General features: G+C 64.2%; 15 protein-coding genes. 9 read left to right on the forward strand and 6 right to left on the reverse strand.

Annotation, left to right across the window (positions count from 1 at the left end; all coding sequences use genetic code 11):
* Positions 1–94 precede the first annotated feature (94 nt).
* Positions 95–1,552 carry an MBL fold metallo-hydrolase gene (locus E5K02_RS03675; RefSeq protein WP_135392181.1) on the forward strand — a complete coding sequence of 486 codons (1,458 nt, stop codon included), beginning with the start codon at positions 95–97 and terminating at the stop codon, positions 1,550–1,552.
* Positions 1,553–1,662: 110 nt separating this feature from the next.
* Here the strand turns inward: E5K02_RS03675 and E5K02_RS03680 are convergent, their stop codons facing one another.
* Positions 1,663–4,287, reverse strand: a complete 2,625-nt coding sequence (locus E5K02_RS03680; RefSeq protein WP_135392183.1) for a polynucleotide kinase-phosphatase — start codon at positions 4,285–4,287, stop codon at positions 1,663–1,665.
* Between the two features lie 148 nt (positions 4,288–4,435).
* On the opposite strand from E5K02_RS03680, the gene E5K02_RS03685 reads away from it, so the two are divergent.
* Positions 4,436–5,044: a hypothetical protein gene (locus E5K02_RS03685; RefSeq protein ID WP_135392185.1), complete on the forward strand. Its 609-nt coding sequence runs from the start codon at positions 4,436–4,438 to the stop codon at positions 5,042–5,044.
* 50 nt (positions 5,045–5,094) lie between these two features.
* Positions 5,095–5,511: a hypothetical protein gene (locus tag E5K02_RS03690; RefSeq protein WP_135392187.1), complete on the forward strand. Its 417-nt coding sequence runs from the start codon at positions 5,095–5,097 to the stop codon at positions 5,509–5,511.
* A gap of 135 nt (positions 5,512–5,646) precedes the next feature.
* Here the strand turns inward: E5K02_RS03690 and E5K02_RS03695 are convergent, their stop codons facing one another.
* Positions 5,647–7,653 carry an OmpA family protein gene (locus tag E5K02_RS03695; protein WP_135392189.1) on the reverse strand — a complete coding sequence of 669 codons (2,007 nt, stop codon included), beginning with the start codon at positions 7,651–7,653 and terminating at the stop codon, positions 5,647–5,649.
* A gap of 351 nt (positions 7,654–8,004) precedes the next feature.
* Here E5K02_RS03695 and E5K02_RS03700 point away from each other — a divergent pair, with 351 nt between their 5' ends.
* A complete protein-coding gene (locus tag E5K02_RS03700; RefSeq protein WP_135392191.1) occupies positions 8,005–8,280 on the forward strand; it encodes an ArsR/SmtB family transcription factor in 276 nt (91 codons plus the stop codon).
* 135 nt (positions 8,281–8,415) lie between these two features.
* Positions 8,416–9,459 (forward strand): LLM class flavin-dependent oxidoreductase, encoded by a 1,044-nt coding sequence (locus E5K02_RS03705; protein ID WP_135392193.1) that lies wholly within the window; start codon positions 8,416–8,418, stop codon positions 9,457–9,459.
* Between the two features lie 180 nt (positions 9,460–9,639).
* Here the strand turns inward: E5K02_RS03705 and E5K02_RS03710 are convergent, their stop codons facing one another.
* The 4 genes from E5K02_RS03710 to E5K02_RS03725 all read right to left on the reverse strand — a co-directional run bounded on the left by E5K02_RS03710 (position 9,640) and on the right by E5K02_RS03725 (position 19,086).
* Positions 9,640–11,079, reverse strand: coding sequence for a 3' terminal RNA ribose 2'-O-methyltransferase Hen1 (locus E5K02_RS03710; protein ID WP_135392195.1), 1,440 nt, complete (start codon positions 11,077–11,079; stop codon positions 9,640–9,642).
* Between the two features lie 87 nt (positions 11,080–11,166).
* Positions 11,167–11,877 (reverse strand): M48 family metallopeptidase, encoded by a 711-nt coding sequence (locus tag E5K02_RS03715; protein ID WP_135392197.1) that lies wholly within the window; start codon positions 11,875–11,877, stop codon positions 11,167–11,169.
* 152 nt (positions 11,878–12,029) lie between these two features.
* A complete protein-coding gene (locus tag E5K02_RS03720; RefSeq protein WP_135392199.1) occupies positions 12,030–18,032 on the reverse strand; it encodes a carboxypeptidase-like regulatory domain-containing protein in 6,003 nt (2,000 codons plus the stop codon).
* 202 nt (positions 18,033–18,234) lie between these two features.
* Positions 18,235–19,086, reverse strand: a complete 852-nt coding sequence (locus E5K02_RS03725) for a DNA/RNA non-specific endonuclease (RefSeq protein ID WP_135392201.1) — start codon at positions 19,084–19,086, stop codon at positions 18,235–18,237.
* Between the two features lie 420 nt (positions 19,087–19,506).
* Between E5K02_RS03725 and E5K02_RS03730 the strand changes: the two genes are divergently transcribed.
* The 4 genes from E5K02_RS03730 to E5K02_RS03745 all read left to right on the forward strand — a co-directional run bounded on the left by E5K02_RS03730 (position 19,507) and on the right by E5K02_RS03745 (position 24,169).
* A complete protein-coding gene (locus tag E5K02_RS03730; protein WP_135392203.1) occupies positions 19,507–20,211 on the forward strand; it encodes a hypothetical protein in 705 nt (234 codons plus the stop codon).
* A gap of 59 nt (positions 20,212–20,270) precedes the next feature.
* Complete coding sequence (locus tag E5K02_RS03735) at positions 20,271–21,257, forward strand: PspA/IM30 family protein (RefSeq protein WP_135392205.1); 987 nt, start codon at positions 20,271–20,273, stop codon at positions 21,255–21,257.
* 131 nt (positions 21,258–21,388) lie between these two features.
* A complete protein-coding gene (locus E5K02_RS03740) occupies positions 21,389–23,167 on the forward strand; it encodes an OmpA family protein (protein ID WP_135392207.1) in 1,779 nt (592 codons plus the stop codon).
* 225 nt (positions 23,168–23,392) lie between these two features.
* A complete protein-coding gene (locus E5K02_RS03745) occupies positions 23,393–24,169 on the forward strand; it encodes an ABC transporter permease (RefSeq protein WP_135392209.1) in 777 nt (258 codons plus the stop codon).
* Positions 24,170–24,255 lie beyond the last annotated feature (86 nt).

Consider the following 24,255-nt stretch of genomic DNA (forward strand, 5'->3'; position numbering starts at 1 on the left):
GTAGCGGCAAATAGAACAGCACTTTTGTGCAACTTACCCCGCCGGTTGCAGCCGGCCCGGTTTTGCTCACTGCTATTTTATCCGATCTATCCGAATGAAGTTTCTGGTGTTTCTCTGCGTAAGCCTGCTCGTGCTGCCGCTGCCCCTACGGGCCGCCCGGCCCACCGACCACCTGGAAAAATGCTGGCAACAGCAGGGCGCCGGCCTCAAGGACGGGTACGCCGCCTTTTCCTACCGCGAGCTGGCCAATGAGCTGGAACATAGCCAGTATCCGTGGCAGACTACGGCCTATGAAAAGAAGGGCACGGCCTGGCTCAGCGCCCAGCGCTACCTGCGCCTGGACACCCTGACCCAGGGCCCGAAAACCTACTACTCCCGCACCCAGGTTGGAGGCGGCGAAGTGCTGGTGCAGGACTATGGGGAAAACCAGCTGGCCGCCGCCACGCCCGAGCGGCTGGCCGCGCAGCTTGTCGCATCGGCCCGCTACTCGCCGGTGCTGCTGCTGGGGTATCTGCGGGAGCAGAAGGTGGCGGCCCAGGCCCAGGCGCCGGCCGGCTTGGTCTCTTACCGTACCCAGCTGCCCAACGCCCTGGTGACCGTGCTGATCCGCAAGGCCGACCACGTGGTGGCGCACGTCACGGTGCTGAGCCACGACGAACTGTTTGGCGACGTACTGACCACCTTTGCTTACCAGGACTATACCCGCGCCGGTCCGCTGCGCTATGCCCGCACTGTAGCGGTGGCCAAAATCAACGGCCAGGTGCACGATACCGTAACAGTGCGCAGCCTGACGGTGGTAGCGGCGGCCCCGGCGCTGTTGGCGCGGCCGGCTGTGTACGAGGTGGCGGCCGCCAAGCCCGTGCTGCCCGTGAGCACCGTGGAGCACTTCCGGCCCAATCTGTATTTGCTCAACCTCCAGCACACCGACGATAGGGTACTCATCGTGGAGTTTCGCGACTTTCTGGTGGTGGCCGAAGCGCCGCTGAGCAGCGAGAACGGGGAGTATATTGTGCGGGAGGCCCGCAAAATTGCCCCGACTAAGCCCATCAAGTACTTCGTGTTTGGCCACTACCACCCGCACTACCTCGGCGGCCTGCGGGCTTTTGTGGCCCGGGGCGCCACTATCCTGGGCGGACCGGGCACGGCGGCCTACGCCCGCTACCTGACCCAGGCGCCCCACACCCTACAGCCCGACAGCCTGCAGCGCCGCCCCCGGCCGATGGTGTTTGAGGAAGTCACGACCAGCAAGACTATTACCGACGGCCAGTTTACCATGCAGATTCACTGCATCGGTAAGCAGTCGGCCCACACCAACGATTACCTGATCTACTATTTTCCCAGCGAAAAGGTCCTGTTCGAGGACGACCTGGTCTGGATTAAGCAGCAGGGCGGCCCTCGCAAGCCCAGTGCCCGGCAGGCGGGTCTCTACCAGGCCGTGCAGGCCCTGCAGCTACCCGTCGATACCGTGGTACAATCCTGGCCCGTGGCCGACTACGGGGTGAAAACCATAATTCCCTTCCGGGAGCTGGAACAGGCTATGCAGGTGAAGTAAGGCCGGAATTGAATGCGCATCGGGCGCCACTGTTCAACCTGCTGGCGCCATCGTCCCCGCTGGGGCGGGCCCGCCTCAAGCGTCACGTAGTGGTAGCTGTGGCAAGCTAGCTACAGCCGTGGGTCGATGGCCTCGCTTTCCAGGGCCAGTACTCCGAACACGCATTGGTGCACCTCGCGCAGCGGGGCCCCGGCCACAAACCGCTCCAGGCCTTCCACGCCCAAGGCAAATTCCCGTAAGGCCAGGTTGCGCTTGGCTTTTACGTTCCGCTCGCGCAGGCGCTCCAGGTTGCCGGGCAGCAGGTAGTCGGGCCCGTAGATGATGCGCAGGTACTCCCGGCCCCGGCACTTGAGGGCCGGCTGCACCAGATTCTTCCGCCCGCCGGGAATAAACTCGTAGGGCTTGACCACCATGCCTTCCCCGCCCCGGGCCGTGAGGTCGAGCCACCACTGGGTGGCGGCTTCCACGTCGGCAATATCCTGCAGGTGCACCACGCGGTAGGGCGTAGCGCGCAGCAAGCCTTCGTCGGCCTGGCTGAGGGCGCGCAGGGTTTCCATGTGCCAGGCGTGGTCTTTGTCGAAGTAGGTGCGGCCCTCGGTGGCTAGCAGGTGAAAGGGGGCCAGGCGTAAGTCGTCGAGGCTTTCCACGGGCCAGCAGTAGCGGCGGTACGCTTCGGCGTAGTGCTGGGCCGCGCTGAGCCGGGCCGTGGTGCGGGCCAGCAGAGCTTCCACCCCGTCGAGGCCCCGGCTGGCGGCCTGCGTCAGCACGGCGGCGGCTTCGGGCAGGGCGGCCGTGGCCGCGGCGGCTACGGCCGCGTACTGGTTTTTGATCAGCTCCTGGGCCTTGGCCGACCAGGGCAGCAGCTCGGCGTCGAGGCAAAGCCAGTCGGTCTGGAACCGTTCCCAGAATCCGGCCGTGGTCAGGGCGGCTTGCAGGCGGGTCAGGAAGGCGGCTTCCAGGTGCGGGTCGTTGAAGAAGTTGCGGCCCGTGCGGGTGTATACCTTGCCCGCCCCTTCGCCCACCACGCCAAAGCGGCGGCGGGCGGCAGCCTCGTCTTGGGCCAATACCACGACCACGCGGCTGCCCATGTGCTTTTCCTCGCACACCACCCGCTCCAGGCCCTGGCGGCGGAAGTAGTCGAAGGCTTCGGCCGGGTGCTCCAGCAGATCGGGCAGGGCCGAGGTTTCCGACGGGCTCATCGTGGGCGGCAGATAGAGCAGCCACTTCGGGTTCAGGGCAAAGCGCGACATGACCTCCAGGGCCGCCGTGGCGTTTTCCTCCCGAATCGTGACCGAGGGCAGCAGCCGGGTCTTGACGATTTGCTTGCCCGTCACGTCCCGAATGTCGAGCAGCTCGTCGTGCTGCTGCTGGGCCGTTAAGGGAGTGGTTTCGTCGGGTTGCTGGGTAGTGGCGGCGGCCAGGCGGCGCAGGTAGTCCAGGGGGCGGGCCGGCTCGCAGTATACCGTGGCGGCGGGCACGCTCACCAACTCCCGCTCGGGGTAGCGCAGGGCCGTGAGCCGGCCGCCAAACACGCAGCCCGTATCAATGTCGATGGTGTTGTTGAGCCACTCGGCCTCGGGCACGGGCGTGTGGCCGTAGACCACCATGGCCCGGCCCCGGTACTCCGACGCCCAGTTGTAGCGCACGGGCAGGCCAAACTCGTCGATTTCCCCGGTGGTTTCGCCAAACAGGGCAAAGGCCCGCACGGCCCCCGAGCCCCGGCCCTGCATGTCTTCGCGCAGGCCGGCGTGGGCTACCACCAGCTTGCCCCCGTCCAGCACGTAGTGGCTCACCAGTCCGTCGAGAAACTGCCGCACCTGGTTCTTGAACGTGTCCGACTCAGGGGCCAGCTGGGCCACGGTTGCGGCGAAGCCGTGCTGCTCATTCACCTGCTTACCGTTGAGGTAGCGCAGCAGCTTGATGTCGTGGTTGCCGGGCACGCACAACGCCTGCCCGCCCCGCACCATGCTCATCACCAGGCGCAGGACCTGCGGCGAGGCCGGGCCCCGGTCTACTAGGTCGCCCAGAAACACAGCCCGCCTCCCGGCGGGTGCCGTCACGCGCAGGCCCAGGTCGCGCACGTCCTGCGTGGGTTCAGTTTCAATGCGGTAGCCCAGGTTAGAAAGCAGCTGGACTAGCTCGGCGTAGCAGCCGTGCACGTCGCCGATGATGTCGAAGGGGCCGGTTTCGGCTTTGCGGTTGTTGTGGAGCGGGTCGCGCACAATGGCCTGCACCGCGTCGATTTCCTCGGGGCCGTGCAGGTGGTAGATGTGGCGGAAACCCTCGGCCTTGAGCGTTTTGAGGCTTCGGCGCAGCTGCTGGCGCTGCTGGGGCACCACGTGGCGGCCCATGTGCTGGCGCTCGGCCCGGTTGCGGTTGCGGTCTTCGGCTATTCGGTCGGGCACGTCGAGGATGATGGCCGCGGGCAGCACGTGGTAGTCGCGGGCCAGCTGCACGAGCGTCTTGCGGGCCTCGGGCTGCACGTTGGTGGCATCAATAACTGTCAGCAGGCCGCGCTTGAGGCGCACGCCCACCAGGTAGTGGAGCAGGGCAAAGGCATCGGGGGTGGCGGCCTGGTCGTTTTCGTCGTCGGCCACCAGGGCCCGGCACTGGTCCGACGACACGATTTCGGTGGCCTGGAACAAGCGCCGGGCAAAGGTGGATTTTCCCGCCCCGGAAGTGCCGACGAGCAAGACCAGGGAGAGTTCGGGGAGCTTGAGGGTGGTAGCGGGCATGGGGAAGTGTATCTTTAGCCGAATATGACCAGAGTCGTGTAGTTAAGCAGCGTTTACCGTGCTGAGAAAAGCAATAGCAACCGCAATTGTATCCCTGTTTCTTGTAGTTGGAGCCACAGCACAACCGCTCGACACCCTACGGGTCCTAGTGCTGTCCCCTTATAAAGTGGTGGTCGACAAGGAGTGTCGGTCGGCGTATCAGGCCCGGAATAGCCAATTTCTTACCAACCGAGCTGGAGCGTCGGAAGCCAAGCGGCAGCAGAAGGAGGCCAATTTGGAGCAATATACCCAGCAGCCGTTTTATACCCGAAAGATGTTCGAGAATGAGCTGGCATTTATAGACAGCCTGACGTTGCGAAACTACGTGGCCTACGTGGCCCGCGAGTACATCGCGCATCGGTTGTATAGACCCTATAAAATTAAACCCCGGCTGGTGCTGGTGTCGACGGCTACGCTCGAATCATCTCCCAACGCATATAAAGAGCAGGCCGAGCAGTCGAAGGCTGATTTTATCGTGAATTTCCCGGTCATCAACGTGAAGCAGGGTAAGGCGGGCTTGCAGGTGCAAACGGTAACGGAGCTGTATAGCCGCAAGCAGAGCGCCATTGTGCTAAAGGACAAACAAACCGGAACACTGACCGAGGAGCCTACCGAGTATCCCATGTATGAGCCAGGGCAGCCCGATTGGGCTTTTGTGCACTCAGTGTATGAGAATATCCGGAAATGTATCGTCCTGATTGCGGAGTCGCGAAAGTAGCAGGGCAGCGTTCATAATTACACATTTGGTCTCTTAACTAAGTGTCGGGTATGACAAATCTTTACCTGGATATTGACGGAGTTTTGGTTACGGCTAAGCACACGCGGGCTGCGCCGGGAGTAGAGGGGTTCGTGCGGTTTATAACTGCCAATTTCACCTGTTATTGGTTAACCACCCACTGTAAGGGGAACAGTGCCTCTGCTCTGAAGTACCTTGCGCATTTCTTGGATGCCGAAACCCTCGGCTTGCTGGCCAGCTCGGTTCGGGCGACAACCTGGGACGCCCTAAAAACGGAAGCCATCGACTTGACTTTGCCCTTTTACTGGCTCGACGACCAGCCTTTCCAGGCGGAAATAGCGCGGTTGCAAGCCGCTAATGTAGCTGACAGGTTGGTCGTCGTGGACCTGAAGCAAGCCAATGAACTGGCTCGGTTGCAAGAGTTTTTGTGGCGGGTACTAAACCAATAGCGAAGCGGAATAGTGTTGCTCCCTTAGCAACAAGGAGGAAACCGGTACGTGCACTTTGCAGAAATCGTCGTTCTAAACTCCGTCACTGCGCTTCTGTACCCCTAAGTATATACGTCAGCGCTTGCCGCGTGGCATTCAATGCACGCTCGTGACCCGGAACTCGACCCGGCGGTTGAGCTTGCGGGTGGCCTCGCGGGCGTTGCTGGCCCGGGGCTCGGCGCCCCCCAGCCCGATACCGGTGATGCGCGGCGCCCCGATGCCGTGCTCTACCAGGTAGGCCTTGACGGCGGCTACCCGTTCCTGGCTCAGTACCACGTTTTTCTGCGGGTCGCCCTGGTTGTCGGTGTGCCCGCGCAGCTCAATGGTCATCGTGGGGTTTTTGGTCAGCAAAGCCGTCAGCTGGTCCAGAGCCGGGAAGGAAGAGGGGAGCAGCACGGCCTGGCCCTGGGTAAACTGCACGTTGTCGAGGGGCAGCGTGGCGCCCACGGCCAGCGGGTAGAGCAGCACATCCTGCACGTAGGGACCCGGCTGGGGCGTGTAGGTGCTGTCGACGGCCACGTAGCCGGCCAGCTGGATGTGGGCGGCATAGGAGCGGCCCGACTCGGCCGCCACGGAAAAGGTGCCCTGGGCGGAAATCGGAACCGCAACATCACTGGCCCCGGGGCTGCTCAGGCGCAGCTTGGCCTGGGGCAGGGGCTGGAACGTAATGCCATTGAGCACCCGGCCCCGCCAGGTAGCGGCCGGGGCTGCCAGGGCCGGGGCTGCCCCGGCGGGTACGGGCGCTGGACCAGCGGCCGGCGCCCGAAACAGGTTGCAGCCGGCCAGATCGGTGTAGGTGCCGCGGCGCACCTGCTTCACCTGCCGCTGCTCCAGATTCACTTGGTAGAGGGCCTTGGGACCGGCCAGGTAGAGGCGGCGGCGGCCTTGCTCATCATTTTGCAGCAGCAGGTCGCTGTAGCCCCCGCGGGTGGGCAGGCCTTCCAGCGGAATCAGCTCCGGACCCGGTTCCCCGGTTTGCAGGTTGATGCGCAGCAAGGACCCGTCGGTACTGTAGACCTGGTAGAGCGTGTTGTTTTCGTCGAGACAGAAATTGCCGTGGGTGCCGGCGCCGGCAAAGCCAATCTTGGAATAGTAGGACGCCTTGCGAATCGGGTCCGAGCTCCAGACCACCGTGACGGCTCCGGTGGCGGGTTCCACCTTGACCAGCTGGCCGGCGTCGGAGGTGCTGAAGTACAGGTTGCCCTGCTCGTCGGTGGCGGCCGAAATCCAGACGGTTTCGGGGCCCTGGGCCGGCAGCTGCCAGGTGGTGTATTCGCCCCGGCGGGTGGCCGGATTGTAGCGGTACACGTACTCGGGCGCGTCGGTGGGCGCTTTGGTAACCGAATACAGGCAGTTGTCGAAGCCCTTGGCCAGGGCATACGACTGGAAGGGCAGGGCATTGCGGTGAATCCGGGGCGGGGCACTCAGGTTGCTGGCCGAAAACTCGTGTATCGTGCGGCAGTCGTCTTCCCACAGGTCGTCGCGGACGCGCAGGGCCGCAATGCCGTACATTTTATTGTCGCAGGGCTGGTTGGCGGCTGGGCGGCTGGGCGCGGGTGAGGCCGGGCTAGGCGCTACTTTGTTGGTGAAGGCAAAGGAGTCGACCAGCTGCTCGCCATCAGTCAGAAAACGCTCATCCTGTTCCACCCCGGCCCGGTATTCCAGGCTGAACGCGTAGCCGCCCCGCCACAGCAGGCGGCCCAGCACCCGGGTTCGGTCGGCCGACTGCGCGTCGGGGGCGTAGGTGTAGTGGTAGCGCACCTCCTCGTAGCCCTCGGCTTCGCGCTGGGAAAGCTGCACCACCTGAGCCCGGGAAAGGCGCAACAGGCTGCGCCAGAGCGAATCCTGCCGGCTCGCCAGGGAAGCCAGTCGGCGGCCGGCGGTAGGGAGCTTGCGAAGGGTGACTTTTACGACGGCCCGCCGGCCCTCGGTAAAGAAGCTGAGTTCCGTCCGGTCGTCATTCCGGTGCCGCTGCCAGGTCGACGGGTAGGTCAGCTGAATATGGGCCCGAACGTCGGTGTAGACCTCGCGGGGCGTTTCGGCCTCCTGCGCCCAGAGCTGCAGCCAGCATACAGAGAGTACCAGCGTCAGCAAAAACTTCATAGGCAGCGGGAGCAGAGAATGGTGAACAACAAAAGTACGCAAGCCCGAACAGTTTGCCTGCAGCCGTCTGGCTATAATCCTTTTTGTACTGCTGGGTTATTGATCTTCTATTCTAATTATCCTGGCATTATTCTAAATATAAGATAAACCAGTCTCCCAGGGCTACCAGAGGGATACGGCAACTTGCCTTGGGCGTCAGGGTCGTCAGTAGCAGCGTAGCAGCGGAGAGGATACCAGGTGCCCACCGGCCGGCTCAGGTAACCCTGAGCCTCGCTAGTCAGAACATTTTCGGGGCCAAGGCAGTTGAGCACACATTAGCGCATGCGCATAAATTAAAAAGTGTGAAACGCCGTGGATACCAAGTCCCTCGTCAAACTGGCCAAATCCCTGAGCGACCCGCACCGGCTGCGCATCCTGCAGGAAATTGCCCGGGGCTCACAGATAGGCTGCGCGGACCTGTTTGCCAGTGTGCCCATCAGCCAGCCTTCCATGTCCCAGCACCTCAAGGTGCTCGTGGAAGCCGGGCTGGTCGAGGCGCGCAAAGAGGGCCGCAACATGTACCTGGCCATCAATCCGGCCAAACTGCAGGAGTTGGATAGCTACCTGCAGCTGCTCAAAGTTCAGTAAGCCACCCGGCGCCTGCCGACGGCGTTAGCCAGCCGTACCAGTGCGGCTGGCCCGAACCCAGCCTCCCGGCCGCAGTGGGCACTGCTGGCCACCAGGGGGCAACTCAAATTTTTCCCTACAATCAAACCCGAAGCAATGTCTACGTCTGTCAACGGTATCGACCGCCCGGCTAAGCAACCTGTCGCTTATTCCCTTCTAGAGCTTGCCATCGTCTCGCAAGGCAACACGATACAGCAGACCCTGCACAATTCGCTGGCCCTGGCCAAGGAAGCCGAGCGGCACCACTACAACCGCTACTGGCTGGCCGAGCATCATAACTCGGATAACATCGGCAGCAGCGCCACCGCCATCCTGATTGGGTACGTAGCCGAAAATACGACGAGGATCCGGGTAGGGTCCGGAGGGATTATGCTGCCCAATCATTCGCCCCTGATTGTTGCCGAGCAGTTTGGCACATTGGCGCATTTGTACCCGGGCCGCATCGATTTAGGCCTGGGCCGAGCGCCAGGCACCGATACGCAAACGGCGCAGGCCATCCGGTCGGACTTTATGCAGGCCGCTCAGTCCTTTCCCCGGGAAGTGGACAAAATTCAGGCGTACTTTTCGGTGAAAAACAAAGCCGCCGCGGTCAGGGCACCCCTTGCCGAGGGCACCGGCGTCCCTTTGTATATCTTAGGCTCCAGCCCCGACAGTGCGCACTTGGCGGCCAAGCTGGGCTTGCCCTACGCCTTTGCCAGCCACTTTGCCTCCACTCACCTCCACCACGCGCTTGCCATATACCGCAACGAGTTCAAGCCTTCGGCCGTGCTGCAGCAGCCCTATGCCATTGTCGCCATCAATGCCTACGTGGCCGATACCGATGCCGAGGCGCAGCAACTGTTTACGACCCTAATCAGGATGTTTGTCGGGGTACTGACCGGGGCCAAAGACGCCCTGCAGCCGCCCACGGAAATGACCGAGGAGTTAGCAGAACTGCTGCATCATCCGGCGGTGCACCAGATGCTGAAATACTCGTTTGTGGGCAGCAAAGAAACCGTCAAAAAGCAGCTGCAAGCCTTCCTGGCCGAAACCCAAGCCGATGAGCTCATGACGGCCTCCACCATGTACGCGCAGGAAGCCCGGTTAAACTCAACCAGGCTCTTTGCCGAAATCATGCAGGAACTAAATGAGCCAGCCTAGCCTGGGTAAGTAGGCTGGGGAGTGCCCGTGAGCCCACGCGTTTTCCAGCGCATCAGTACCCGCTTCCTCGGGTAGGGCTTTACTGGTAAGGCAGCGTTGCCCGCCGGCCCCGCGGACAAGGCCCGCCAGGAAACCGGTCGAATCAGGCGGTTAGGCAACTCCTCGTGTCGCGCGGCCATCTTACCGCTCAAAGACGGCCAGCTGCGAGGGCGCGCCATAGTCCTCCAGTTCTGCTCCTAATGGCTCGAGGCGCACCCGGTACGCGTGGCGCCCGGCCACGCCCTCGGCCCAGGCCTGAAATTGGGCCCGCGTCCACTCGAAGCGGTGGTCGTGGTGGCGAAACTCCCCGGCCGACAGCGTTTCGTAGCGCTGGTTGTAGTCGGCGTTGGGGGTCGTGACCAGCACGGCGCCGGGCTGGGCGCGGGCAAAGACCACCTGCTCGAAAGCGGCCAGGCGGCTTTCATCCAGGTGCTCGATGACTTCGACCACGGCGGCCGCGTCGTAGCCGGCCAGGCGCGGGTCGTGGTAGAGCAAGGAGCCCTGGGTAAGGGTGAGCCGCTCGCGCTGGCGGGGGGGCATCTCGGCCACGTGCAGGCGTTGCTGGGCCCGCTGCAGCTCCCGCACCGACACATCCAGGCCCAGTACGTGCTCTACCTGCGGCAGCTGCAGCAGGCGGCGCAGCAGCTTGCCTTCCCCGCAGCCCAGGTCCAGCACCCGCTTGGCCCCGAGGCGGCGAATTTCTTCCGCCACGCGGTCCAGGCGCTGGTCGTGCAGGCTGGGCGTGGGGCGGTCGGGCGCGGGCGTGTCGCGGGTAAAGGTCGGGCCGTCGGCCGCGTCGGCATCGGTGGCTTCGGCCAGCACCAGGGGCCCTGCTTCCGGCTCGTCGCCTTCGAGCAGGCGTTCGAGCGTGGGGTTCACAAACTCGGCCAGATTACGCAGGTAGCGGCGGGTGATGAACTCCCGGTCGGGGTGCTGGGGCAACCAGGCCGCGCCCCGGTGCAGCAGCTTCTCGGCCTCGGCTTCATGTACCCAGTAGTGCTTGTCGTTGTCGAGTACCGGGATGAGGACGTAGAGGTGGCTGAGCAGGTCGCGCAGGCGCAGGGCCGTGTGGCGCAGGCGCAGCGTGAAGTAGCGGCTCTCGCCCCAGGCCGGTACTGTAGGGTCGAGTGGGTGGGCTTCGGTGTCGATTTCGTAGCCCAGGGGGGCAAACAGCCGGCGCAGCTGCTCGGCATTGGCCGCGGGTACCACCGCCACGGTGGCTTCCAGGGGCAAAAGCACCTCGGGCAGTTCGGGGCGGTCCTTGCAGGTGCCGTTCAGGGCCGTGTTGAAGGCCTTCGACAAGGCCGTGCTCAGAAACGAGGACGCCGCGTAGGGCCGGTCGTTGACATACTGCTCCAGGGCAAAGCCTTCCCCCGCCGGCCCCCGGTGGTTGCGCACCAGACTAATGGGGTCTACGTCGAGCAGCAGGGCGGCCGTGCACCGCTCGGGGGTGGCTTCGGGGTAGAAAATATGGGCCTGGCCGTAGGCAATGGCAATGGTTTGCAGGCGGGCCGGGTTCTTGTGCAGCAGATAGCCCAGGTCGGTGGCCGGCTGGTGGGTAGTCGAGATGGTGAGCAGCATCGGCGGGTTAGGATAAGCAGTAGAAAGGCCGTAAGGTATCGAGGAATGCTTGTAACGCGAAGCGGCGCTTTCCGCGTTACCGGTTGCTTAGCCGCAGGGCTTTAGGTGCACCGAGCGCAGGGCCTGCTTGGCCGTGCGCCAGTCGGGCATAAACTGGTCCATCAGCCCCCAGAACCGCTGGTTGTGCAGCCGCTCGTGCAGGTGTACCAGCTCGTGGACCACCACGTATTCCAGGCAGTGCACCGGCTGCTTGATGAGCTCCAGATTCAGCCAGATCCGCTTGGCCCGGATGCTGCAGGTGCCCCAGCGGGTGCGCATCTGCTTGACGGCCCACACGTTGGCCTGGGCGCCGACCACCGGTTCCCAGCGGGCCGCCAGGGCCGGAAGCTGCTCTTTCAGACGGGCCCGGTACCAGGTATTGAGGGCCTTTTCGCGCTGCTCCCGGGTGCTGGCCTCGGCAATCCAGAGGTCCAGAAAGCCTTCTTCCCGGAGCTGCACCCGCCCGGCCGCGGGTCCCCCAGCTGCGACGCGCAACTGGTAGGCCCGCCCCTGGTACGGGTGGACTTCGCCGGTTACATACTCCAGCGCGGCCGGCTGCTCGCGGGCCGCAAACTGCTCCTGGTGCTTGCGAATCCAGGCCCGGCGGGTGGTCACGAAGGCCTGAATGGCCGCGTCGGCCGTGCGCAGCGGGGCAGCCACCCGCACCCGGCCGTCGGGGGCATACACGGTCAGGCGCAGGCTACGAATATTCTTGCGGACGACCTCTATGTGCAGGTCGTCGATGAGCAGGTAGGGCATGCGAAAAAGCGGATTCCGGAACAAATGCCGACCAGCTCAGGCGCCTGGCCGCGGAACCCCGACTGTAAAAGTACGGCGGCAAAACCGGGCCACGAAATGCGTGGTGCCGGTTTGCCGCCGGGCTTCCTATATAGTATTTGCTGGCTTAGTTCTTACTCGACCCGCACTTGCTTGCTGGCGCTGCGGCCAAAGTTGGTGGGGAAGTACATCATTTCCGCCTTGGCCGGGTTCAGCAGGTAGCGGCCCCGGAAGCGCGGTTGCAAAGCCACCCGGAACGTGTGCACCCCGATGGGCAGCCGGTCGATAAAAATGCCGGCCTGGTGGCGCAGGTATTCCCGGTGCACCTCAAAGGAATTGCCGGGCTTGTGCTCCCCGTAGGAGCAGCCGGCCGGAATGGGTACTTCCAGCAGCACGTAGCGCGCTTCGGCTTTGGCCTCTACGGTCACGACCAGCTCGGCCGGCTGCCCGGCCCGCAGGCTCACCCGCTGCCCCGATTGACCGGCCAGCGCGGTCTTCACCGTGAATGGGGCGGCCGCCGCGGCCGGGGCCGGGTTCCAGCGCGTCTGGTAGGCCGTGGCGTAAACGGGCAGCTGGCCCAGTTTGCGCAGCACGAGGGGACCCGTGCCGGCCGGCAGCGTCAGTTCCCGCGGAAACTGCCCGATTTCCTGGCTGCTGCCGCTGAGCTGCACCTTGGCCGCCAGGGCCGGCTGGCCCGCCGCCAGCAGGTCCGGGCCGATGGTTTCCAGAATCTGGGCCGCTTCGTAGGTGCTGTGCCAGTGGTCGGTGCGGCGCAGCGTGAGCAGGTAGCTGCGCAGTCGGGTTAGCTCGGCCGCGTGGCCACCCTGGGTGCGCAGCAGGCGGTAGGCCAGCAGCGTGGAGCCCACCTGGGGGCGCAGCACGTAGCGGTAAAAGGAGCCTGGGCGCAGGGTATCAGCGTAAAACACACCGCCGAGCTGGGTGGCGAGGCGGTAGCGGCGCAGCGTGTCGAGCTGGTAGGGCAGGCCCAGCTGCTGGCGAAGCTCGGTGAGGGCCAGGTAGCGGTCCAGGGGCTGGCGGCCCTGGTGGGCGCGCTCCAGGCGGGTTACGTAGGTGCGGTAGTCGGTTGGCACGCCCAGCCGGTGCAGCACGTGCAGCAGCCGAATCTGGTCGTCGGTCGCCTGAAAGTGCCAACGCTTCTGCTGGCGTAGCTCCTGGGGCCTGGCGGCCAGGCTGTGGTCGAGCTCCCGCAGCAAGTATTCCTGAACCTTTTCCCGGTCGAAGCGCACTTGGTAGCCGGCTTTTTCGGCGGCTAGCAAAGCTTCCAGCACGTGGGTAGTGGCCCAGGGACTGACTTCCGAACTAGCCCAGGTGCCCCAGAGTCCTTCGGGCTGGCGGCGACCGTTCAGTAGCTTGCGGATCAGGAAGTTGATGCTGCGCTCACCTTTGAATGGCTGGTGCTGCCTGGCCCGAATCTGCTGTTCCAGCAGCAGGGCCTTGAGCTTGGAAGCAGCCTGCTCGTTGCAGAGGTAGGCGTAGGCCTGCAGGTGCTGAATTTCGGACAGCAGCACGGGCAGCGCGTCGCTTTCCAGGCGCACCGTCACGGGGCCCAGCGTGGGGTCGAAGGGCAACGTCAGGGTGGTGTCGGCACTAGTCAGCATGGCGAAGGTGCCAATGTTCTCGCGCGTGCCGGCCGGCAGCACCGGAATCGGGCGTTGTTCCCCGTCGGCGTAGCCGCTAGCCTGCTGCAAACTAAAGCTGACCAGCACCGAATCCCGGCCCGAGGGGGCCGTCATGGTCAGCGTATCCTGGGTGGCGGTAATGACCTGGCGGGCCAGTTGGCGCCCGGGCTGACCGTCTACCCGGAAGCTGGTGGTAACCTGGGCCGTATCGGGGCGGTAGTTGAGCGTTTTGCCCAGCACCTGGGCCCGGTCGCCCTCCACCAGAAAGCGCGGCACCGCCAGCTCGGCCAGCAGCGCTTTGAAGGAACGCAGCAAGCCAGTGGCACTGCCGACCCGACCCTGGTCGTCGGAGCCCAGCACGAAGGTATCCCAGCCGGTCACGTCGTCGGGCAGCGTTACCTCGGTGCTGGCCCGGCCCTGGGCATCGGTGACGAGCGTGGGCCGCCACCAGGCGTAGTCGCGGAAGTTGCGGCGCAGGGCCAGGCGCGGGTCACGGCCGGCGGGGTCGTTGCCGGCCTGGCTGGCTTTGGTCGTGATAAACAGCACGCCGTTGGCCGCCCGGGCCCCGTAGGCCGCCGTAGCGGCAGCGCCCTTCAGCAGATTCACTGCGGCAATATCGGCCGGGGCCAGATCTTCCAGGCGGCCGTTGAAGGGCAGCCCGTCGAGAATAAGCAACGGCTGCTCGGCCGCCGGCAGGGAGGCTACCCCCCGGATGCGGATGCTGGCCGAACTGCCCGGTGTTCCCGTAATCTGTACCCCGGCCACCCGTCCCGTAACGGTGGAAACAGCCCCGGTAACGGAGCGGCGGGCTTGCGCGCCGTAGCCTACGACGACCACTTCGGAGAGCTGCTTCGCATCGGCGGCCATGCCTACGTTGAGTTCACTGCTACTGGTGGGCCTTTCGACCTGGACGTAACCAATGGAGCTAAAGACCAGTACGGTGTTTTCTTCGGGCACTTGCAGGGAGTAGGTACCGTCGGAATTGGTGGAAACCCCAATGGAGGAGCCTTTCAGCAGCACCGTCACCCCGGGCAGGCCTTCCCCGCTGCTGCGGTCCGTCACCTGACCATAAATGGTGCGCCAGCCCGGCTGCGGGGTGGTATGCTGCACCACCGTGACGGTGCGGCGGGCCCGTTCCAGCTCGGCGGTTGGGGTAGCAGGGCCTTTGTCTACGTAGGTGGGTAGCAACTGTGCAATGCGCCGGCGCAGGCTTGCGCCGGGTTGCCGGTCCGCCCGCCGCAGCTGCACATAGGTGACGCCGTTGGCCTCGACCAGAATATTCTCCGCCGGAGCCAGGCTCGTGCTGTCGGCCAGCAGAACGGCCACGCGGTACGGGCCCGGGGCTAGGTCGTGCAGCAAGGCGGTGCCGGGCTGTAGGCGCTGAAAAGCCGGCTTGCCGGGTTGGGTCAGGAGCAGGAAGGTGGGCTTGGGCAGCTCGTCGCCAGCCAGGGGCTGGGGCAAGCGTACTTCCAGCCGGCCCCGGCCCGGGGGCGTGGTGGCCGGGGTATGGAAGGCGTAGCGCGGGCCGGGCGCTGGGTTGGTCCAGAGCGGGCTGTTGAGCCGATAACGGGCCGTGAAGGCCGCCTCGGTGAGGGCAAAATCCTGCAGGGGTATTCCCGTCTGCTGGGGGGCGTGGCTCAAATACAGGCGCAGGGGCTCAAAGCAGCGCATCTTCAGCAGCCCCGGGGCCACGTCGTAGCGAAACAGGGGCTCAAACAGGAAGCGGCTGCGTAGCCCGTCGGCCCGGCGCAGCAGCACCGAGTCGGGGCGGAACGGGCCGCTCACGCTGTAGACACCGGTAGAACCCGGGGTGAGGGGCCGCAGCACGTTGCCCTGGCGCAGGCTGCTGCCAGGGCCGGTATACCCGTCGAGCACCAGGACGGAACGGGTCAGGGTCCGTTCTTCGGCCGGGGTGAGCGAGATTGGGCGGGGCTCTACCGTTAGCTCCTGGCAGGGCTGGTTGACATCGATGCTGAGCGTGAGCTTGTGCAGGTGGCGCAGGTGCACGTCGTGCAGGGTTACCAGGCGGTTCACGGTGCGGATGCTGAGCGTGTGCCGGCCCGGCTCGGCGACCAAGGCGTAGGGTTCCTCCTGGTTGAGCTGGTGCACGTACACCGGCACGCCATCCACGTACACGGCCACCGGCGCCTGCACCCGCCCCGAGTCGACCACGAAGGGCGCCACCTGGGTCAGACCGCCCGGGGCGGGCCGGTATTCGTAGAACGCGCCCGACTCAGGATACAGAAACCGGTAGAACTGCAGCGAGTCGAGGCCCAGCTGGTGGCGCCACTGCGGCCAGGCTAGCAGCTGCTCGGCCGGGTTTTCAGGGGCGTTTTCAAAGTTGTTGCGCAGCGCGAACCGCCGCCGCGAGACGCGCCCGACCACGGGCCGCGCAAAGCTGGGCAGATTTTGCGCGGGCTGGGCCTGCCCAAACGTGCTGGTGTAGGCCAGCGCCGTCAGGTCGGCGTTGGGCACGGGCCGGCCGCCGCCATCGGTGACGGTGAACTGGAGCCGGATTTTCTGGCCCGGGTAGGCTACGGCCGGCTGCTCGGTGCGAACCACGAGCTGGTGCTGGGGCACAGCCACGGTATATTCGGCAGTACGCAGTTGCGAGCCCCAGAAATAGTGCAGCGACACCGACCAGGTTTGCCGGTCGGGGGCGGCGGTGGCCAGCTGCCAGCGTGGGCCGTAGCCGCGGTAAACCAGCGTATTGCCCCGATACACATAGTACCAGAAGCGGAGCCGGCGCGGGTTTTCTACGGCCAGGAAAATCGAGTCGGGTGTCCGGTCGGAGCGCAGGGCCAGGCCGCTGTTCTCGGCCGTCAGTTCCAGGTCGGCCCAGCGGTGCTCGGCATCTGATACTTCATAGGAACTGGCTTCTGGGTGCACGGCCACGGTGCGCGGCAGCCCAACGGGCTCCGCAGACAGCTCGTCCCCGTCCGGGTTCTTGGTTAGGGTAAGCGTGGCCGGGTGGGGCACCGACTGGCCCAGGTGCTGGTAGCTCAGCCGCACCGAGTCGCCGACCAGTTCCAGGTGCAGCCTGCCCGGGTCGAGGCGGTAGGGCAGGGTCAGGGTTTCGGTGTGCCGTTCGTTGTCGGCCGTCAAAAAGGCGGCTTTTACCTGGTAGCTGAAATCGGCCGCCGGGAAAAGGCGCGGGGGCAGATTCAGGCGGGTTTCGCCCGTGGCATCCAGGGCCTGAGTGTGCGTCCAGAGCGTATCGGGCAAGAAAACCCGGCGTTGGGTAAAGGCCCCCAGCGGCGCGCTGGGCGTTACGCTGAGCCGCACGCGTGCGTCGAGCAGGTTAAGTTCATTGCTGTCGGTGCCCCGCAGAAACACCGCCTGGGGCTGGCCGTGCCGCGGCTCTTTCTCGGCGGCCCGCAGCGTATAGCGCGCCCGTTTCAGCTCGTAGTCTTCCAGTCGAAAGGTGCTCGCGGCCAGGGTGTGCCCGCGGCGGTTTGCCAGCCGAAAGCCCACGCGGGTATCTGCCTTCAGCCCCAGGGTGTCGGTCAGGGGCAGGCTGTACTGGTAGGAACCGGGGCGCACGGGGCGCAGCCGGGTTATTTTCTTCTCGGGCTGCCCGTGGCCGCCCCCCAGCCACAAGGTCAGGGGCTGGCGGCCGGGCCGGCCGCCGGGGCGCCGCAGCAGGCGCACCTTGAGGCGGAGCGTGTCGCCGGTGGGTCGGTATTTGGGTTTACTCAGGGCGACGAAACTCTCCCAGCGCCTTTGCTGTGCGTTTTCCCGGCCGCTCCGGCGCTGGTCCTGGCGCTCCTGGCGTACCTCGGCGCTAAAGGCCGACCGGAGCAGGCCCACCGGGCCGGTCGTCACGTAGGACGCCTGCTTCAGGTCGCGGCCCAGGTTCCAGACGGGCGTCGTCAGATAGCCCAGGGGAAAGCCGAATACGATACGCCGCCCGATGCCCAGCACTTTCCGGCCCCAGGCCTGCTGCTCATAGCCCCGGGAGTAGGGAAATTGCTGCTGCACCGCGTGAAAGGTGGTGCGCCCGGCGTGGGTTACGGCGGCCAGCCCGCCGCGGCCACCCTTGACTACGCGGTAGGTGCGGGTAGCGGCATCGAAGGGCACCGGGCGGCGGCCCAGGCGTACCTGGGCGTCGTCGAGGAGCTGGCCCAGCGAGTCGCGCACCACCAGGGTAAGGTCTACCTGGTTGTCGAGCACGGCTACGTCCCGGTCGGTTTCGCAGCGCAGCCAGTACACCAGCTGCGGCCCCTCGGTGTGCGCCACCAGGTAGTAGCCCAGCGGCAAAGAGCGGTTTAGAGCCAGCTCGTCCTCTGTATCGGCCGGAAACGAATCGACCGGCTGGGTGAAAAAGTCGGGGCGGGCGGCTTGCAGGTGGTGTTCGTAGAGAAACCGGGCCTGGGCCTCCGTCAACCGGAATACCTTAGTCAGGTAGCTCCGCTGCCGGGCCTGGGCCAGGCGCTGCTGGCCGGTGGCGGGCAGTATAAGTAGGATAAGAAGCGCGAGTAGTAGAAAAAGACGCATAGGCTAGGCAGAATATAGAAGCACGGTACAACAGCAGGATGCTACCGGGCTGTTAATTCCACACGGCCGATGAGAAGATTTTCGGATGCTAGGACAGCAGGGGGATATGGCAATGGAAAGGGGTGAAAAAAAGGCCGGTCCTGACCCGGCCCGCTTGCGGAACCCGGTCAGGACCGGCCTGATAACCCCTAACTAAGCGGCCTTAGCGGGTGGGGCCCGTATCAACGCGGGCTTCCAGGGGCGCCTGCACGGCCGCCGGCACCTGAGACAGCAGGTCGTAGCCAGTCGCCTGTTCAATGGCATCCACGGACGCGCGGTAGGTGGCCCAGTCGGTGTCCAGCCCATTCTCGTTGGGCGTATCCACGGCAATGACGCGGGTGCTGCTGCCGACGCGGGCCGCGTCGTCGTTGCCCGGGGGCAAAACCACCACCACCTTCCAGATGCGTTTGGGTACCGTCACGCGGCCGTTGTCCAGGGTTTCCTTGTAGCCGTTGGAGCCGGTGCCGCCCTTGCCGTAGCTGCCCATCACGACGTAGAGCTCATTGCCCTGGTCGACCAGCGTGCGGCAGTAGTTTTCCAGCGTGGCCCAGGTGCGCTGGTTGTTGTTGGGCGCCTGCGGTACCATGTTGGTCATCAGAAACGTGGCCGAGTTGTCGGCCACGGTCTTGGTGCGGTCGGCCGAGGGGCAGTTGTGGCCCCGGTCGAAGCCCGAGCCGGTGTAGCTGCTGCTGCTGACCTGATACCAGCCGGCGGGCAGTGTGGCATCGGGGCCAAAGTCGTCCTGGCGGGCCGCCGAGCCCAGCCATTCCGGACTCAGATGCCAGCTTACCCAATTCGGAATGCCCCGGTCGCGGTGGTACGAAACGGCATACTGGGGCTTGGACAGCAGATAATTCGTGGGCTGCTTTTCATCCGCCACGGCCCCGCTGGGATTGCCCAGCGTGAGGTGTTCGGGTAGGGAAGCGGGCTGCACCTTGTCGGTTTCGGAGGAGCAGGCGCCCGCAACCAGGCCCAGCGCCACCAGGGCAGCCGTTGTAAATCGAGTGGTAAGCATACGTGCAACAGGAAAAAGGAGGGAAGGAGTGGAAGCGCAAAGAACGGAAGATGCCAGCAAAGCCCGCCGCCCCGCTGTTGGGCGCCCGCGCCGCCAGAGTCCGGAAACGTGTGCCGGGCGTGCCCGGTTGGCGGCCTCGTACCAGCCATCCGGGCATGCGCTACCCGCCAACGGAGCCCTCCGGCCGCGTTGCCCCGGCAAGTTCTTGCTCTCATGCCTCACCGAAGAGCATACTGATATGGAAAACCTACCCTCCCAAAACGAAAGGGTAGGAGCTGACTTGCCGCAGTCTATGAAAGAGCGTGCAATTATTAATCGCTGAAATACAGAAGGTTACGAATAGTTTGTAAAAACGGGGCCGGGCGCGGCACTGGTCTTGGCAAGAGGCCCATATCACCCATCACCTACTATCTCCGCCCCATGGACCTTTTCGACAACCTCGCCAAAGCCGCCAAAGACTTCTTTGTGGAGGGCGACGACCCCAGCGCCCCGGGTAAGGCCAGTAAAGGCCCGACCCCACTACCGGGCTCCCCGGTTCCGCAGCAGCTCCCGGTGGCGCCGGGGCCGGGCTCCTTCGCCCTGCATCAGCCCAGCGTAACTCAGCCCGAGCAGCGCCACCTCGACCACATTGCCTCGCTGCTGGCCGGCGACGGCAAGGATTTCGTGGCCTATACCAAAATGGTAAAGAGCATGGGGGCCAGCGGCCTGGCTGGGCCGGTGCTCTACCAAACGGCCTTCCACGCCTTTGCCGCCGTCACGGGCCTCGATGCCGCCACGCTGCTGAGCTCAGCGGATCAATTTACCCAAAAGTTGCAAGCAGACCGCAACAAGGTGCTGGAGCGCCACCAGGAGAAGCTGGGCGAAATCAAGATTCCCAATGCCCCGGCTAGCACCCTGGTGCAGCTGGCCGGGCAGGAGCAGCAGCTGCAGGCCGACCTGGCCGACCTGACCAAACAGCTGGAAGCCAAAAGCCAGCAGTTGCAGGCTACCCAGCAGCAGCTCGTTGCCGAGCGGCAGAAAGCCCAGGCCTCACTGGCTTCCTACGAGCTGGCCAACGCCACGGCGGCGGCCGAACTGCAGGCGCACCGCCAGGCGGCCCAGTCCTTTCTAGTGGGGGCCCGCTAAGTGCCCGCGCCTGGCCTACTATCTGGCAGTTCCTTCGCTACACACTAAACTTTACCCATATGAACACATACCTGCCTTCCGAATCATCCACTGACTTACCCAAATGGCAAAAGCCGGAAAAGGCGGCGGGCTGGGTGTTTCTGGCCGCCGCTGCCGGGGCTGGCGTCTACTTCTGGGGCCAGATCGTGCCCTACCTGGTCGACATCGTCTTCGACACAGTTAAGCTCGGTATTGGGCTCGGGGCGTTGTTTGTCCTGTTTCTGGTCGTTACCAGCAAGCGCGTCAAGGCCGGGCTCTGGTACGCCGGGCAGCGCATCTTCCGCACCGCGGCCGGCATCTTCGTCGAGACGGACCCCATCGGCATTATGCAGGACTACATCCGCAACACCGAGAAGGAAGCCCAGAACATGGAGGCCGAAGTGGGCCACATCGAAGGTGCCCACCAGCTGGTGAAGCGCAAGATGGACGGCAACCAGCAGCAGCTTCAGGAATACCTGCGCCTGGCCGACTCGGCCGCCCGCAAGGGCGAAAAGGACTTCGCCGAATCCTACGCTTCGCGGGCCGCCCAGCTGGAAGACTACAACTCCCGTTTGCAGCCCATGCTGACCACCACGGCCAACGTGACGCTGGTCATGCGCCAGATTCTGAAGGCCGCCCTGCGCCAGATCGACAACTCCAAGTTCAAGGTCAACCTGCTCAAGGACGAGTACGAGCTGGTGAAACGTACCAGCTCGGGCATGCGGGCCGCCATGAACATTCTGCGCGGCGACCCGGACAAGAAGTACTTCTTCGACATGGCCACCGACCGCGTGGCCCAGGACATGGCCCAGCAGCTGGGCCAGATCAAGCAGGCCATGCGCTACAGCCAGGAGTTTGTGAAGGAAATGGACATCCAGAACGGGGTAATGAGCGAGAAGGGCCAGCGCCTGCTGGAGAAGTACCAGAAGGGCGACTTCAACACCCTGCTCAACGAAAAGCCCAGCACCCTGAGCACCACTGCCACCGCTAAAGCCACCAACGATGCCTATTCTAATCTGCTTGATTAACGCCCTGCTTGCCACGGCAGTGCACTGCCTCCTGGGCTAACCCCCCCAGCCGATTCCCCCTCCCTTAAAAAACGAGGGGAATCGGCCGACTGACCAACCAACCAACTGACAACTAACAACCAACTACTACAATGACAACGCGCGGTAAAATCGTGATTGGCGCCCTGATTGTGGCGCTCCTCTACTTCGGCATCAACAAGCTTATCGGCAGCGGGGTCGTCTTTAAAAAGGCCGCTACCGAGTCGGTGCTGCTGAACTCCATTGAGCTGCCCACCCAAACCAGCGGCAGCCGCACCAACATTGCCGTGCCCCTGGCCCCGCTGCCGGGCAGCGCGCCTACCGAGAAGGGCGCCGCCGTGACCTGGGAAGTAATGGCCTGGAACTCGCAGATGGCGGGCATGCTGGCCAACGGCGGCCCCCGCACCACGGAAGGCTCCAGCATGGCCGCCAACGGCATCAACCTGCAGATCGTGCGCCAGGACGACGTGGCCAAGATGCAGGCCGACCTGGTGAAAAACGCCCTGGACATGCAGAACAACCCCGACACGCCCGGGCTTATCGTCAGCATCATGGGCGACGGACTGCCGGCCTTCTCGGCGGTGCAGGCCCAGCTGGAAAAAGCCGGCACGGGCCTGCAGATTCTGCCCTATAGCTGCGGCAAGTCGTACGGGGAGGATAAGCTGATGGGCCCCAAGGAGTGGCTCGATACCCCCAAGGCGGCCCTGGGCAAAACCATTGCCTGCTACCTGCGCGACGGTGACCAGAACATTGCCCTGAAGTGGTGCGCCGACAACGGCCTGAAAGTAAACCCCGACGAAACCACCTACGACCCGGAAGCGGTGAACTTCATGGCCGCCTCCGACTTTCTGGTGGCCGCCGAAAAGTACATTGCCGGCAAGCCCGAGCAGCGTACCAAGGTGGTGAAAGGCAAGGACACCGGCGTGAAAGTAGACGTCGTGGCCGACGCCGTAGCCACCTGGACGCCCGGCGACGTGAACATTGCCAAGCAGAAAGGCGGCCTGGTGAACATCGTCTCGACCAAGGATTACTCCAACCAGATGCCCAACATCATGGTCACCACCAAGCTTTGGTACGAGGCGCACCCCAAGGAAGTGGAAGGCATCATGACGGCCCTGGCCGTGGCCGGCGACCAGGTGAAGTCGCACCCCGAGGCCCTGAGTCGCGCCGCCGATATCAGCGCGGAGGTGTACGGCGACAAGGACAAGCCCGGGGCCTACTGGCTGCGCTATTATAAAGGAGTATCGGAAGCCGACCGCACCGGGGAAGTCGTGGAGCTGGGGGGAAGCAAGGTCTTTAACTTCAGTGACAACCTGGCCTTGTTTGGCCTCGAAGAAGGTGGTACCAACATCTACGCCTCGGTGTACAAAACCTTCGGCGACGTGCAAAGCAAGCTCTACCCCAAGGAACTGCCCAGCTACGTGCCCCTGGACCAGATGCTGGACCTGACCTTGCTCAAGAAATTGCAGGCCCAGTACAAGGGCAAGGCCATTGCCCCGGCCGACAAGCAGCAGTTTGCCGCCGACGATGAAATCCGCCGCAGCGTGAGCAAGCGGGCCTGGAACATCGAGTTTGAAACCGGCAAGAGCACCTTCACGCCGGCCGCCGAGCGGGATCTGAACCAGCTCTTCGACGACCTGGTAGTGGCCGGTCGCCTCAAAGTGGCCGTCCACGGCCACACCGACAACCAGGGCGACCCGCAGCGCAACCAGCAGCTCTCGGAAGACCGGGCCCTGGCCGTGCAGCAGTGGCTGAGCCGCAAAAGCTCCAGCGCCTTCCCCGAGGGCCGGGTCCAGATCTACGCCCACGGCGCCACCGAGCCCCTGGCCCCCAACACCGCCCCCGACGGCCGCGCCAAAAACCGCCGCGTGGAAATCGTGCTGGGAAATTAAATGGTGCATTAGTGAGGTGGTGAATCCCCATCTGCTCCACTGCTCGTGTCTTATCCTAGCGGACTTATCCCGCGTGCCTTATTCTGATGCATAGCAAAGAAGAAGTCCCGCCCGGAGCGGGGCTTCTTCGGGCTGTGCCCCATCATTGCTCCCTCTTTTCAACCCGGTGCGCTCCGCGCAGCGCCCTTGATGCCCCTTGAACAGCAAACTCACCACCTCACCTTCATGAAAGAGCTATTTGCCCCCAATGCCCAGCCCAGCCGCCCGGTGTTTGCCACCATGGTGGGGGCCCAGCTGCTGGTACTGGTGCTGCTCTGGGTGTTTTATCCCCTGCAGCTGTTTCCCAGCCTGGGCCAGGTACTGCGGGCGTTGGGCGACTTAATCACCGCCCAGGGCCTGATCCAGGAATTGTGGGCCAGCATGACCACGGCCCTGCAGGCCCTGGCCATTGGAACCGTGCTGGCCTTGGTCATTTCCTACCTGACGGCCCTGCCGTTTTTCCGGCCCATTGCCTACGCCGCCACCAAGATGCGCTACCTCACGCTCACCGGCCTCACGTTTTTCATGGCCCTGCTGCTGAGCACCGGCCATCAGGTGAAGCTCTCGGTGCTGGTCTTTGCCACCACCGTGTACTTAGTTACGGGCATGACCAGCGTCATTCTGACCACTACCCGGGAGGAAATGGACCACGCCCGCACCCTGGGCCTGGGCGAGTGGCGCAGCTTTTGGGAAGTCGTGGTGCTGGGCAAGCTGGATCTGATGCTGGAAGTCGTGCGCCAGAACTTCGCCATCATCTGGACCATGATAACGCTGGTAGAAACCCTCTACCAGTCGGAAGGCGGCATCGGGCTGCTGCTCTACAAGCAAAACCGCTACCTCCACCTCGACGGGGTGCTGGCCATTCAGCTGGTCATTCTGGCTACCGGCGCCCTGCAAGACTACGTCTTCGTGCTCCTGCGCCGGGTGTTCTTTCCCCACTCGGCCCTGACAGCGGCCAGCTAGGCCCCTGCCGGCTGCTAAAACCTACAAACACCTACCGCATTATTTGTTGTCTATTTTACAGATAGCTGATTATTTACAACAAGGCA

Source organism: Hymenobacter metallicola (assembly GCF_004745645.1).
In the GTDB taxonomy this organism is placed as follows: Bacteria; Bacteroidota; Bacteroidia; order Cytophagales; family Hymenobacteraceae; genus Hymenobacter; species Hymenobacter metallicola.